Source organism: Bradyrhizobium sp. SZCCHNRI3043 (genome assembly GCF_032377735.1).
Taxonomy (GTDB): domain Bacteria; phylum Pseudomonadota; class Alphaproteobacteria; order Rhizobiales; family Xanthobacteraceae; genus Bradyrhizobium.
Genome location: NZ_JAUHID010000018.1, coordinates 57614 through 70286, shown reverse-complemented (window position 1 = coordinate 70286; position 12673 = coordinate 57614). Strand labels below are relative to the sequence as shown.

General features: G+C 64.6%; 16 protein-coding genes and 2 tRNA genes. 12 read left to right on the top strand and 6 right to left on the bottom strand.

Going from position 1 to position 12673, the window contains the following annotated elements; all coding sequences use genetic code 11:
• Window positions 1-49 precede the first annotated feature (49 nt).
• Window positions 50-595 carry a tetratricopeptide repeat protein gene (locus QX124_RS26505; protein ID WP_315737528.1) on the bottom strand — a complete coding sequence of 182 codons (546 nt, stop codon included), beginning with the start codon at window positions 593-595 and terminating at the stop codon, window positions 50-52.
• Between the two features lie 290 nt (window positions 596-885).
• On the opposite strand from QX124_RS26505, the gene QX124_RS26500 reads away from it, so the two are divergent.
• From QX124_RS26500 to QX124_RS26485, 4 genes are all read left to right on the top strand, one after another.
• Window positions 886-1227, top strand: coding sequence for a hypothetical protein (locus tag QX124_RS26500; protein ID WP_315771107.1), 342 nt, complete (start codon window positions 886-888; stop codon window positions 1225-1227).
• Between the two features lie 162 nt (window positions 1228-1389).
• A complete protein-coding gene (locus QX124_RS26495; RefSeq protein WP_315776666.1) occupies window positions 1390-1836 on the top strand; it encodes a hypothetical protein in 447 nt (148 codons plus the stop codon).
• Between the two features lie 283 nt (window positions 1837-2119).
• Window positions 2120-2833 carry a porin family protein gene (locus QX124_RS26490; protein WP_315798704.1) on the top strand — a complete coding sequence of 238 codons (714 nt, stop codon included), beginning with the start codon at window positions 2120-2122 and terminating at the stop codon, window positions 2831-2833.
• 220 nt (window positions 2834-3053) lie between these two features.
• Entirely contained in the window at window positions 3054-3293 is a 240-nt protein-coding gene (locus tag QX124_RS26485; protein WP_315737532.1) for a DUF6719 family protein, read from the top strand.
• Between the two features lie 170 nt (window positions 3294-3463).
• On the opposite strand, the gene QX124_RS26480 is transcribed toward QX124_RS26485, so the two are convergent.
• The gene (locus QX124_RS26480; RefSeq protein WP_315714645.1) at window positions 3464-3709 is read right to left on the bottom strand and encodes a hypothetical protein; all 246 of its coding nucleotides are present in this window, start codon (window positions 3707-3709) and stop codon (window positions 3464-3466) included.
• 181 nt (window positions 3710-3890) lie between these two features.
• Between QX124_RS26480 and QX124_RS26475 the strand changes: the two genes are divergently transcribed.
• Entirely contained in the window at window positions 3891-3998 is a 108-nt protein-coding gene (locus tag QX124_RS26475) for a hypothetical protein (protein WP_041750859.1), read from the top strand.
• A gap of 72 nt (window positions 3999-4070) precedes the next feature.
• Here the strand turns inward: QX124_RS26475 and QX124_RS26470 are convergent, their stop codons facing one another.
• Window positions 4071-4583, bottom strand: coding sequence for a hypothetical protein (locus QX124_RS26470; RefSeq protein WP_315737534.1), 513 nt, complete (start codon window positions 4581-4583; stop codon window positions 4071-4073).
• 247 nt (window positions 4584-4830) lie between these two features.
• Here QX124_RS26470 and QX124_RS26465 point away from each other — a divergent pair, with 247 nt between their 5' ends.
• From QX124_RS26465 to QX124_RS26455, 3 genes are all read left to right on the top strand, one after another.
• On the top strand, window positions 4831-5493 hold the full coding sequence (locus QX124_RS26465; protein ID WP_315798703.1) for a TetR/AcrR family transcriptional regulator: 663 nt from the start codon (window positions 4831-4833) through the stop codon (window positions 5491-5493).
• Window positions 5494-5651: 158 nt separating this feature from the next.
• Complete coding sequence (locus QX124_RS26460) at window positions 5652-6314, top strand: DUF3313 domain-containing protein (RefSeq protein ID WP_315798702.1); 663 nt, start codon at window positions 5652-5654, stop codon at window positions 6312-6314.
• 172 nt (window positions 6315-6486) lie between these two features.
• Entirely contained in the window at window positions 6487-7083 is a 597-nt protein-coding gene (locus tag QX124_RS26455; protein WP_315798701.1) for a DUF2147 domain-containing protein, read from the top strand.
• Window positions 7084-7136: 53 nt separating this feature from the next.
• On the opposite strand, the gene QX124_RS26450 is transcribed toward QX124_RS26455, so the two are convergent.
• Together QX124_RS26450 and QX124_RS26445 are read right to left on the bottom strand one after the other, a co-directional pair.
• Window positions 7137-7211, bottom strand: a tRNA-Thr gene (locus QX124_RS26450).
• A gap of 193 nt (window positions 7212-7404) precedes the next feature.
• Window positions 7405-7902: a hypothetical protein gene (locus tag QX124_RS26445; protein ID WP_315780759.1), complete on the bottom strand. Its 498-nt coding sequence runs from the start codon at window positions 7900-7902 to the stop codon at window positions 7405-7407.
• A 362-nt stretch (window positions 7903-8264) separates the two neighbouring features.
• Here QX124_RS26445 and QX124_RS26440 point away from each other — a divergent pair, with 362 nt between their 5' ends.
• Both QX124_RS26440 and QX124_RS26435 read left to right on the top strand, forming a co-directional pair.
• Entirely contained in the window at window positions 8265-8726 is a 462-nt protein-coding gene (locus QX124_RS26440) for a hypothetical protein (protein ID WP_315780761.1), read from the top strand.
• Between the two features lie 57 nt (window positions 8727-8783).
• Entirely contained in the window at window positions 8784-9296 is a 513-nt protein-coding gene (locus QX124_RS26435; protein WP_315798700.1) for a hypothetical protein, read from the top strand.
• Between the two features lie 57 nt (window positions 9297-9353).
• Here QX124_RS26435 and rlmB read toward each other — a convergent pair whose 3' ends face one another.
• On the bottom strand, window positions 9354-10184 hold the full coding sequence (rlmB, locus tag QX124_RS26430; protein WP_315771126.1) for a 23S rRNA (guanosine(2251)-2'-O)-methyltransferase RlmB: 831 nt from the start codon (window positions 10182-10184) through the stop codon (window positions 9354-9356).
• Between the two features lie 216 nt (window positions 10185-10400).
• Here rlmB and QX124_RS26425 point away from each other — a divergent pair.
• A tRNA-Tyr gene (locus QX124_RS26425) sits at window positions 10401-10486 on the top strand.
• Between the two features lie 637 nt (window positions 10487-11123).
• Entirely contained in the window at window positions 11124-12653 is a 1530-nt protein-coding gene (locus QX124_RS26420) for a TolC family outer membrane protein (RefSeq protein WP_315798699.1), read from the top strand.
• Window positions 12654-12673 lie beyond the last annotated feature (20 nt).

The window sequence follows — 12673 nt, the reverse complement described above, 5'->3', positions numbered from 1 at the left end:
CCCCTTCGGGTTGCGCCACTGTCGAGATCGGATCTGGTCCGATCGCGTCTTAGTAGACGAGGCCGGTGCCCGGCTGCTTCTCGAGCGCGTCGGCCAGCGAGCGATATTCGGCGCTGTTGGTGCCGGCGAGCTGCGCCACCTTGTCGAGGTGGTACTTGGCCTGCTCGCGGTTGCCCTGTTCGAGCTGCCACAGGCCGTAATACTGCCAGGTGCGCACGTGGTTCGGATCATCCGCCAGGGCCTGCTCGTAGTACTGCTTGGAGGCCTGGTAGTTGCCGAGCTTGCGGTAGGAGTAGCCGATCAGGTTGGCAACGTCGGCGACGTCCTCGCGGTTCAGCGCCTTGAGCTGCTGGATCGCGGTGGCGTAGTCGCCGCGATCGTAGATCGAGGTGTAGGCCGTGCGATAGGCCGCCAGGAACTTCGGATCTTCGATGCTCGAGCTCTTGTCCTTCTTCTTCTTGCCTGAATCCGACGCCGGCGGCGACGACGGGGTATCGCTGCCCGCGGCATAGGCCTTCGACAGAAGCAGCGGCCCGGAGGCCACGGCCATCGAGAACAGAGCCAGCGTGGCAATCCTGATCGCAGACTTTTTCATTCGTATCTCCCGAGTTGTCGATCCAACAGGTGACTGCGTACGGAGAAGAACTCCCGCAGCTGCGAAATATTCCCGGCCATTTGCGCGGATTTTGCGCCGCGATCGGTTCATTATACGGACGACATGATGACAGACCAGTCACCTCGATGACTATCCCTTCATGTCCATGAACTGAAAACACCACTTTACTTCAGGGGCGGTTCAGTGCCGGTTCCCTATCGTCGCCTCCATGATCACGAGCCCATCCAGACTGGATGGTGCCTCCAGATCTTCACATCACGGAGACGACCATGCTGAAGTCAATGTCTGTTGCTCTGCTCGCCGCGTCGATCCTGGCTGCGCCCGCGTTCGCTGCTGGTCCTGCAAAAACCGACACGTCCGCGAAGTCCAGCCAGACCACTGGCACCGCGAAGACCGATGTGAGCAAGACCGATGCGGCCAAGACCGACGCCACCAAGCCGGGCGCGACGCAGGCCGGCGACAAGGCGAACGAGATGAAGCCCACCGTCGGCAAGACGAAGACCAAGCCGCATGCCTCGCTTGTCCGCCACAAGCATCGCCACGTGGCGCATCTCAGCCATCACAACAAGGTGAGCTTCAAGCGCGTGACGCCGGCGACCCGCCGCGGCTGATCCGGCCAAGGTCACGCAGAGCCGATCTGGTCGTTGACCGCCGGAGCGCGCCAGAGCGCTCCGGCGGCAGCGGCTTGACGAAGGCGTGAGCCGGGACGGATTTCCCGGCCTCCGGCTTTGAGCTAGAACGGCCGCGGGATTGGCTTTCAAGAGTTGGGCGCCTTGGGGATGGGGAGAACGAGCTGGTGGCCGGCAACCGCGCTGGCGCTGCTGTTGGCGGGGTGCGCCAGCGGAGGTCCCGCCGCGTTCATGAGCGAGGACAATCGCGGCATCTCCTACACCGGCGATCGTGGCGTCGGCAGCCAGCCGTTTCCGGCCAACCACCGCAGCGAGATCCTGTCCTATCTCAGGACCTACCTGAACAATCCGGTCGGGGTGCGCGACGGCGTCATGGCGGAGCCGGTGCAACGGACGGTCGGTGGCCGGCTGCGCTATGTGAGCTGCCTCCGCTATGCGGCGCGCGAGTCCGACGGCAGCTACCGTCCGGCGCAGGAGCGCGCGGCGGTGTTCGTCGACGGCCGGTTCGATCGTCTGGTCGAGGATGCCGGCGAGCTCTGTGCCGGGTCGACCTACGCGCCATTCCCGGAGCTTGCCGGCCTCACGCGTTAGGCCGCGACGTCTTCGGCCGCCTGCCACGTCGTCGCAGCACCTTGCCAAGCGGCTTGCCCGATCACAAATCGGGGATGGCCCGAACGCTTTGCCGCCTCGCGGCGACCAAATATCGGGCGCGGCGTCAGCTTCACGAAATATTCGGGAAGCCTATGGAACAAAAGGCCTTTGTTGCCCTCTGGTGACACCGCAGCAGCAATCACAGCTGTGTCACCGCCGCCGGGCAACCCAAATGCGGCCATGATGTTCGATAGATGTCGCAGACGAATAACGGGGACGTCCCATGAAGCGGTTTTTATTCAGTGCAGTGGCCCTGACCACATTGGCTGCCCCGGCTTTGGCCGCCGACATGCCTCCGCGCACCTACACCAAGGCGCCCGTCTACACGCCGCCCCAGGCGATCTACAACTGGACCGGCTTCTATCTCGGTGGTCACCTTGGTGGCGCCTTCGCGGGCAATAACAGCCTGGAAGGCAACAACGGCCGCTTCCTCGGCGGCGTGCAAGGCGGCTTCGACTACCAGTTTGCCCCGAACTGGGTGCTCGGCATCGAAGCCCAGTACAGCTGGATGGATCGCAATACGACCAATTTCGGCTTCCCGGGGGCTGCGGTCGTGACCTCGACCGGCGCCAACCAGCTCGGCTCGGTCACCGGCCGTCTTGGCTACACCTGGGGACCGGCCTTGCTCTATGCCAAGGGCGGCTACGCCTGGCGGGACGGCAACAATCTCGGGGTGAGCGTCGCCGGCGTGCCGACGGGCTTCACCACGTCCGGCAATACCAAGGACGGCTACACCGTCGGCGCTGGCCTCGAATACATGTTCGCGCCGAACTGGTCGGCCAAGGCTGAATACCAGTACTACAATTTCGGCAATACGACCTTCACGGGTGGGCCGGCTCCGGTTGTGGGCAGCCGCTTCAACAGCGACGAGCATACGGTCAAGGTCGGCGTGAACTACCGCTTCGGCTGGGGCGGACCGGCCGCCAGCAAGTACTAAGCGAGGTCACCGAGCCCGCGGCCGGCGGCTTCCGGCGGGGACCGGATCACGCCTCACTTCCAACACGCCCGCGCCATCTGGTGCGGGTGTATTGCTGTCCGGCGGTTGGCCGTCGATGGTTTCGGGATCGCTCACGCAGTGCAAAAAAATTTTCAAACCTTCGTGAAACTTTCGCCATCAGTTGATATTATCAGCCCGCTGGTTTGATGGATCATCCCACATGCGTATCTTGGTGTCCGTGCTGTTGTTGTCGGCGGCTGTTTTGCCGTGCTCCGCCCAGACCGTTCTGAAGTCCGAACCGTTGATGCTGGCCCCCTACGAGGTAGCGCTGGTGCAAACCGCGTCCTGCCCGTCGGGCAAGGTTCTGAAGGTGACCGGTGCAATCCGCGGTGTCAGCCGCAAGCGCGCCTGTGTCGCCCTTCCGGCCGAGACGGTATCGCTGGCGACGGCGACGCCCTGAGAACGGGCTTCATGGCGACCTTCCAGCGGCAGCTCCGGCTGCCCGCTGATCGCGGGTCTATCTGTCGAAAAATCTTTGATGAAATCAAGCCGTCCGCGGGAGCGGACGGGCATAACGGCGTGCATGTCTTCTGCCGCGTGTGACCCAAGGCGGGCTTCCGCCGCAGCCGGTCAGGATGCGAACGGGATGTTGAACTCCTGCTCGGCTTCGGCACGGTTCTGCCAGGGATCTTCCTCGGGCTCGGCGGCGCAGGGTCTGATCTCGTAATCATTGTCGAGCTGCAGATGCGCGGTCGATCGCGCATTGATCATCACGTCCACCACAAGCCCGCTCTGCCGCGCCAGCCGCCAGACATCCCCCTCGGTCGGATAGGCTTTGCTCAACTTGGCGTCGTTGCAAAATAGCGCGTAGGGCATTCCAAGCAGCTCCAGAGAAGCGAAGGATGAACCGAGAATGAACGGCACGTGTAGCGAGACACTGGCGCGCCTGGGGCAGGAAAGGGGCCTTTTCGGCGCGGCCGAGTCGTAAACGAGTCCTAAATTTTTGAAAAAAGAATCCGTGGGACTCCGGGGCTAGAATCGCCAGATGGTTAAGCCCATGGGAACCGATCTCCACATCTTTTGCGGGCGGATCCAGCTGACGCTCGCCTTTGGGCTGCTGCTCGCCTTCGTCGCCAATGTGGCGCTGCTGTGCGCCTGGCTGTGAGCGGGCGCGTCGATTGCGGGATTCGTTCTTTTGTGCACTCTCGGCCGTTGTGCACCTCTGGCGCGGCCGGCTTTAGTCCTCAGGGAGGGCGCTCCGTTCGGCCGATGCTTTCAGGCGCGCGAGTGTCGCGCTGAAATATTCCTGGCGCTCCCGGTTGAAGCGCTCCTGGTGGGCCCGGAAGCGAGCGACCCGGGCACGAATCTCCGCCTGCATGTCGCGCTGCAGATCGAGCTGCGAGGCGATGCTCGTGAAACGCTCCGGGGGGGCTGGGCTCAGGGCTGAGGACGAAGCCTCGGACGCGATGGAGTGGGGCGCACTCGGCCTTGCAGCCTCCGCGACCGCGCCGGGGATCTCGCCTTGCGCGTTGCCGCCGCGCCATGCCCCGATTTCGGCTCGGGCGGCGAGCACACGCTCCAAGGTGACATGCGTCGGTCGCTCGACCGCAGCCTGCTGCGGCGTAGCGGGGGTGTCGGCTGGAACGGCAGGCAGCTCGAACTGGGCGAAGTCGGCAGGCTTTCCGGTGACCGACTGCACGAAGGCCATGGTCTGCGCGATCAGTGCATCACGCTCTTCCTTCCACGTCATGACGCTTGTCCCCCGATGCCTCAATTGCAACAAAAGCGGCTGACGAAATCAAGTTGAAGACCAGTGACTTCTGGGGATAAGCAGGAGTTCTAGATGAGATGTGACAACAATGTTGCCACAGTCTGAACTCGTTTCGTCCCCCCACCCGCGGAAGGTGATAGCAGAAATTCAATCCCGCGCAGATGGTTCCTGAGGCGCGGCGGTTTTTTCCGGAGCTCTTCTTGACAGAGGAGGGTGGCTCGCCCCTATGACGGAGCCGCCTCGGTGTCGGGGCATCTTCCTGCTCGCAACCTTCGTGCGCCGCCCGGGCACTTCGCAGTCTTCGATGGACAACCCTTCACGCTCCGAGCGGTCGCGCAAAGCCGCGCTCACCGCCGCCCTTACCATCATCGCCCGCGATGGTCCGGGGCGGCTGACGCTCGACGCGATCGCCCGCGAGAGCGGGCTGAGCAAGGGCGGGCTGATGCACCAGTTCCCCAACAAGGAAGCGGTGCTCAAGGCTCTGCTGGAACAGCAATTCCTGCATTTCGACGAATTCGCCAGCAGGTACAGGGCTGAAGGCGGCAAAGCGGCTGATCAGCCCGAGCTCGCGACGCAGATCGCGATCTCGCGGGAGCTGATCGCCCAGCAATATTCGGTGGCGCAGGCCATGCTCGGCGCGCTCGCCCAGGAGCCGGGATTGCTGGCCGATGCCCGTGCCAAGGATGCCGAGAGAGTAGCCGAGATCCGCGGCGAGGCCGAGGACGCCGATCTCGCGGTCCTAAGATGGGCGGCGGCCCGTGGGCTTGCGTTGATGACGATGCTGCGCGTCTCGCCGCTGGAGCAGCCGGACCTGGACCGCCTGTTTGCCCGCCTGCTCGACGACCGCCAATGGACGGGGTTCGAGCACCGCGTCCCGTCCGACCGCTGATCTGCCTCGAAAGCCGCTTCTTCGGCAGGCGCCGGGTCGCATCCCACCGAGACATTAACGCAATCTTCACCGAGCTTCTTTACAAACCGTCTGGTCGGTTTTATTGATTGGGCGCTGGTTGTGCTTCGCAACAAGCCGCGCAGGTGAGGAGAAAGGGAATGACGGTTCGACTCCGGGTGTCCGGCTTTGCGGCGATTGCCGCGGCGGGTCTTTGCGCCGGCTGCAATACGGTGACGCCGGTGGCTTATTCCGAGGTGGCCTCGGCGCGTTATCTGGCGCCGAATTCCGCCGATCCTTCGGGGCGGGTGCCGTACCGCTACGCGGTTGCCGCGGACTGGCGCAGCTATGACAAGGTGATGCTCGATCCGGTCGTGATCTATCGCGGCAGGGATCACCAGTTCGGCGACATGTCCGAGCAGGACAAGGCGAGGCTCGCCGCCTACATGCGGTCGCGCTTCCTGGAAAGTCTGTCGGCGCGCTTCCGGGTCGTGAGCCAGCGAGGGCCGGCCACGTTGCGCGTGCGGCTCACCCTGACCGGCGCCGTCGCCAACACGCCGGTGCTCGGCACCGCCTCGCGCTTTGATCTCGCCGGCGCCGTCTACAACGGTGTGCAGAGCGCCCGCGACGGCGAGGGGCTGCTGACCGGCTCGGTGTTCTACGCGGCCGAGATCTTCGATGCCGCGAGCGGGCGGCTGCTGAACACTTTCGTCAGCAAGCAATATCCCTCTCCCTACGACATCAAGGCCAGCGTCGGCGCGCTCGCGGCCGCAGAAGCCGGGATCGACAAGGGGGCCGATGCCCTGGTCGCGCAGCTCCAATGAGCGGGCAGTGCAGACGAATCGACCGGGGCCCCAGAAGGCGGCCCGCCGCGCAGCCGTCTTTCGCGTGCTTTCGCATCGAGGGCACCGGCAAATGTCCGGCAGCCATTGGCGACGTCAATCTCGCCGTACGAGCGCGTGGCTCGAGGCCGTGGAGACAACGGGGTCCCTGGACATGACATTGAGATTCGTTCTGCGCGTTGGCCTGCGCATCGTCGTCAGCCTGCTGCTGTCGATGGCGGAGGGCCGCGGTCACGCCGCTCCCATCAGCGATCCGCTCGGCACATGGTTGACCGAGGACGGCCGCGCCCGCGTCCGCATCGAGCGTTGTGGCGCCATGGCCGATCGCGTCTGCGGCTACATCGTCTGGATGAAGGAGACGGCGGATGCCAAGGGGCAGCCGTTCCGTGACCGGCTGAATCCGGATCCGGCCAGGCGCGGCCGTCTGCTGCTCGGCCACCAGATGCTGCTCGGCCTGAAGCTGAACGCCGACGGCCGCCACAGCGGCGAGGTCTACAACGCCGAGGACGGCAAGACCTATGCCGTCTCGATCTGGCGCGAGGGCCCGAAGATGCTGGCGGTCAAGGGCTGTCTGCTCGGGCTGTTCTGCGCGACGCAAGGCTGGGTGCTGGTGACGGATCAGGTGCCCGGCCAACTCATCGGAGCGACCGGCGAGGGCGGCGGGCCGTTGCCGGATCCAGAGTGGACTGCGCCCAAGCCGCCGTCGGCGACCGGCATCGCCAAGCCAGCGGTCAGGACGAGGGCGAATTGACGCCTAAGGCCGATGATAGCGATTGCTGCAGCAAATCCCAACTTCACGGAAGCTGGTGCCGGCTGAGGGGATTGAACCCCCGACCTTCGGTTTACAAAACCGCTGCTCTACCGCTGAGCTAAGCCGGCGAATGCACATTGGTGGCGAAGATCTCGTCCTCAGATTGCGACGAGGTCTCGCGAAGCGCGGTGTTCCTACCAGAGTTGATGCAGTCCGGCTACTCCCCGCGTGAGGGCCGCTTCTCCCATCAACCCAGCAAAAAGGGCGGCCGTTGGGCCGCCCCTGTCGGAGCCGATCATCGAAGCCGCTCCGGCGCGATCTTTACTGGCAGATGTGCATCAGCCCGTCGCTGCCCTTGAACATGGTGCCGGGGCGGCAGACCAGGCCGTTGCGGGTCGCGTAGCTGTTCCAGTCGCCATAGTAGCCGTTCGGGCCGCGATCATAGCTCGGTTGGCCGTAAGAGGGGCCGGGACTGTAGGCATAGGCATCCGCGGTCCGGAACGGCGCCGTGGCGATGGCGCCGGCGGTTCCGATGGCTGCGCCTGCGATGCCAGCAGCGGTGCCGACCGCTCCAGCGGCGACGTCAGCCGGCCAGAAGCCGCTGTTGCGGCGATCCCAGCCGTTGTTGTTCCATCCGGTATTCCACCCGGCATCGGTGCGCTGCTGCATCATCGCCCCGTCCTGGCGGGCCATGTGCCGATGCTGCATCATTCCTTCCTGCTGGTGGTTCATATGCCGGTGATGCATGTCGCGCGCCATGGCCGGGCCGGCGAGCGCCGTTGCGAGTACAGCAGCCCCGAGAATAGCAAATCGTGTCATGGAATACTCCGTCGTTGCGCCCCACCTGCTAAGCGCAAGCCGGCCCCGTCGTTCCCGCCGCGCCGGGAATGTTTTGGAACGACATGAGGCCATCGCTTTGCGAGGCCGGAGCAGCGGTTGCGGTCCGGCTTGCTCCGACCCGAAGGCTGTTAGTCCCGCGGACAGGGCAGGCGGGGTTGATGCTGGCAGTATTGTCGCTCTCGGCTGATGATCAGCCATTAACCCTCGCGCTCGAACCCCACCGGGGCTTTAACCCGGAATGGTGGCTCGCGCGTTAGTCTTACCAGCAGATTGATGTGCGCGTTTAACCCATCGGGGCGCGCGTTGCGGTATTGGTAGGATGGCAACCGGGGCGTGAATTCATGCGTATTACAACGGCTCTTGTGATTCTGATTGGAGCGTCTTCCGCCGCGCTCGCCAGCGAAGGCTTCGAGATCGTCATTCCGCAGCGGCCCGGCGTGCCCGTCGTCATCAACGGCATCGATGCGTCCTACGCCGTTGTCGAAGGCCAGTACGGTCTTGGCAGGGGCAATTACATGCAGCCGACGATCTATGGCGGTCGACCGGTCGAGCCCGAGCCCCATGTCGGCCATTACTATCCGACTCTCGGAGCGAGGCCGGGCTATGGCCGCATGGAGATCGAGCCGCCGGCCGATCGCAAGCTGCCGAAGCCGGCCGAGAGCTATTCGCGCTCATGGGGTGCCCAGTCGCAGATGCAGCCGCCGGAGCCGGCGGTGCCGATGTATCCGCCTGCCGTCATCCTGGCTCCGCCTGATGGCGGCCCGCGCGGGTATTCTAATTCACCGCCGGCCTACCGCCGCTAGCGAGCAGCTCGCCATCAACAGTCAAATCAAGCAAAAATAGGTCAACAGGAGAGAGTTATGCGTGGAATAATTTCAGGACTTGTCGCCATTGCCGGTCTGGCCGCCGCTGGCAGCGCGCCGGCCGCCGCCTGCGGCGCCTCCGCCTGCACGCCGTGCGGCTACGCCACGCCGTGCGCGCCGCAGGTCGCCTATCAGCCGACGGTCACTTATCAGCCGACCGTGACCTACCAGCCCACGGTGACGTATCAGCCGCAATACTTCTATCAGCCCGGCTACACCTATGGCCACGGCTGCGGTGCCTGCGGCGCGAGCTATGAGCGGCTGCCCGAGCCGACGCGGCAGTACTACTATGTCAACCAGGGTCCGACCTACAGCGGTCCCGGCGCCTTCGCGCCGTATCCGGCCTATGAGGAGCAGGCGCTCCCGGTCTATCGCTATCACCACCGCCGGCATGCTTATGAGGCGACCCGCGTCGCCCCCGAAGTGGTATATGCCCAGCCCCGCCACGCCTATCGCTGGGGCGCCTCGCCTTATTATCACGGCCAGCGTGTGCTGCGCCGCTACTACTGATCAGCCGCACCTTCGTTCACGCCAGCGCCCGCGCGCCGCATGCGCGCGGGCGCTTCGTCATTTCGGCATCAATCCGATGCGGGTCGCGCCGACATAGAGTGCGAGCACGGCGGCATTGGAGACGTTGAGGCTCTTGATGGCGCCGGGCATGTCGAGCCGTGCCACGACGCTGCAGGTCTCGCGCGTCAACTGCCGCAGGCCCTTGCCCTCGGCGCCCAGCACCAGCGCGAGTGGCTCGCGCAAGGCGACCGCCGCGATGTCCTCCTCGCCCGCGCTGTCCAGCCCCACTGTCTGAAAGCCGCGTTCGTTCAGCCGCGTCAGCGCGCGGGCGAGGTTCTGCACCGTGACGATCGGCACCAGCTCCAGCGCGCCGGAGGCGGACTTGGCCAGCACGCCGGTGGCCTCGGGGCTGTGGCGCCCGGTGGTGACGACGGCCTTCACGCCGAACGCCGCCGCCGAGCGCAGGATGGCGCCGACATTGTGCGGATCGGTGATCTGGTCGAGCACCAGGATCAGCCCCTCGGCCGCGAGCGTGTCGATGTCCGGCGAGGGCAGGGGATCGGCCTCCGCCAACAGGCCCTGGTGCACGGCGTCCGGACCGAGCCGCTGGTCGATCTGGCTGGGACGCACGATCTCGGGCGTCACCCTTGTCTCGATCCGCTCGTCGGCGAGCCGGCGGGCAGCGTTCTCGGTCAGGTAAAGCTTGCGAATCCTCCGCTTCGGATTGGCCAGCGCCAGGGTCACGGTGTGCCAGCCATAGAGAATGACGGGGCCATCCGAGTCCTGACCGCGCTCCCGCCACGGCTGGGGGCGCTCGAATCCGCGCGGTTTGCCGGAGAATTTACCGCCCGGACGGCGAAAAGGTGGCTTTCGGTCGCGTTCGCTCATGGCCCGAGCTTCTGTCACGGCCTGCGGATTCTGGCAATTTGGCACCGCTGAGACGGGAAAATTCGTCGTCCCTTGGTTGACTTCGAGGGGCGGGTTCGATCATAACCACCCCGGCCGCGCGCGCCCACTCATCCGGGCCCCGCGGTCTTACCGTCTCCATGGCGCTGATGGTCCCGACGCTGCTATTCCGCGGCCGGCCCGAATTGCCGTCGATACGGGGGAGTGTCCCGAGTGGCAAAGGGAGCTGACTGTAAATCAGCCGCCTCATGGCTTCGCAGGTTCGAGTCCTGCCTCCCCCACCAACTTACTGCCTCTCAGCTCCATGAGATTTTGCAAGGATCGGGGACCCCCTGGGCATTGCCGCCGCATTCCCTGCAGACGGAGCGCCGAAATCAATGGGGCGCATCTGGGTCATGGCGAGATCCGGAAATCCAACGGTCGATCGTGACCTCCATTGTATCCTTGGTTGTTCCTCGATCCCTCGGCGGCAATCGCTCACGGCTGCCATGACGACGCGCCAGAACCCAGGCTCCGGACAAGCCGGCTTGGCAACGGTGGGCTATTGATCGCTTGTTGCCGGTCCACCCTCGCGGGGTGAGGTTCCGGCTGCCACAGCCGAGTTAATGCCGCGAAAGCGATCGATATATTGAAGCAACCACGGAAAACGCGACATTCTCTGTCGCGAGATTTTCTTTATGAAAAAAATAGCTGGCTTTAAATCAACCGCGTCGGCTTCGCGTCATTCCCACCGCATTGATTTTGCTTCAGAATCCTGAATCTTTCGCCTCGAAGAATGTGGCGGAGCGTAGCTATTCTGCCACAACCGGGCGGTTTTTCGTCGCAACTGTGGCGAGTCGCATTGCGAGCTGATCTCACGTTTGTTATCGGTTCCATATGTTCAAGAGCATATATACACCGATTTTGATATGTGTTGTGGGAATGAGCTTTAGCCCGGCATTGGGCGCTGAGCCGTTCACCATCCAGGACGCCATCAACCAGGCGGTGAAGACCAATCCCGGTGTCGGGGAGGCCGCCGCCAACCGGCGGGCCACCGAAGCCGAGCTTCGCCAGTCCCAGGGGACGCTGCTGCCGCAGGTCCGGCTCGATGCGAGCGCCGGGCCCGAGATGCTCAAGCAGTATGTTTCACCGGCGCCGGCCAATAATGGCCGCTACCTGCGCGGCCGCGAGGCCGGCGTGGTGGTCCGTCAGCTGCTGTTCGATGGCTTTTCCTCGATCAATGAAGTGTGGCGCCAGGCTGCGCGGGTCGATGCCGCCGCGTACCGCGTGCTGGAGCGAACCGAGCTGATCGGTCTCGATGCCGCCGAGGCCTATGTCGACGTGGTGCGCTACTCCAGGCTGGTCGCGCTGGCCGAGAAGAACCTCAAGGTTCATCTCGAGCTGCGCAGGAACGTGCTGGCCCGTTTCCAGGGCGGCCGGGCCGGCGAGGGCGACACCCAGCAGGCCGAGGAGCGGGTCGCTGCAGCGCAGGCCGTGCTCGAAGAATTCCGTCTCAGCCTGGAAGTGGCGCGGGCGAAGTACCGCAAGGTCGTCGGCGTCGAGCCCTATAACCTGCGTTTCCCCGGCCGGCTGTCCGACATGCCGAGAGACAAGGCGGAATCGCTCGACATCGCCTACAAGTTCAATCCGACCCTGCGCGCCGCCGCGGCGGATGTGACGGCTGCCAAGCGGGGCTTCGATGCCACGACCGGCACCTTCCTGCCGACGCTTTCGCTCGAAGGCCGCGCGACGACCGGCAAGGAATCGATCACTTACACCAATCGCTACGACGAGGTCAGCGGCAAGGTCGTTGCGTCCTGGGATATCTTCAACGGCGGTCAGAACAGCTGGCGCCGTGAGGAAGCCGCGCAGCGGATGATCCAGGAGCAGCAGAAGCACGCTCGGCTGCAGCGCGATGCGCTGGAGTCGATCGACAAGGCCTGGGCGGCCCGGATCATCACCGCCGATCGCGTCGCCGCCCTCGTGCGCGATGTCGAAGCGGCCCGTCGCACCTTCGTCGCCTACAACAAGGAATACGAACTCGGCCAGCGCACGCTGATCGATCTCCTGAACTCACAGAACCAGTACTTCAATGCCAACGTGTCGTTGGTGTCGGCGCGCGGTGTGGTTGTGTTCGCTGACTATCAGCTGCTCGCCGCGATGGGCCAGATGCTCAACTACCTGAAGACCGGGCATCCTCCGGAGACCGAGCCGGTGGACACGCCGAGCGGCTTCATCGGCTATAGCCTGGCGCCTGTTCGTCTGAGCGCGCCTGCGCCCGGACCGCAGCCGCTGAGCTCCGCCGGTCCGGTGCCGATGTTCGGCCTGCATGATGGTACGCCGAAGCATCCTGCGCCGATTACCTTTGGCGATCGGTGGGCCTCGAGCGATCCTGAGGATACGACGCTATTCGTCGCGTCCGGAAAGTACGGCGGATTCGCTCAGAGCCCCAACGGGCACGCGCCGAAATAGGTGAGACTAACAAAGCCGGT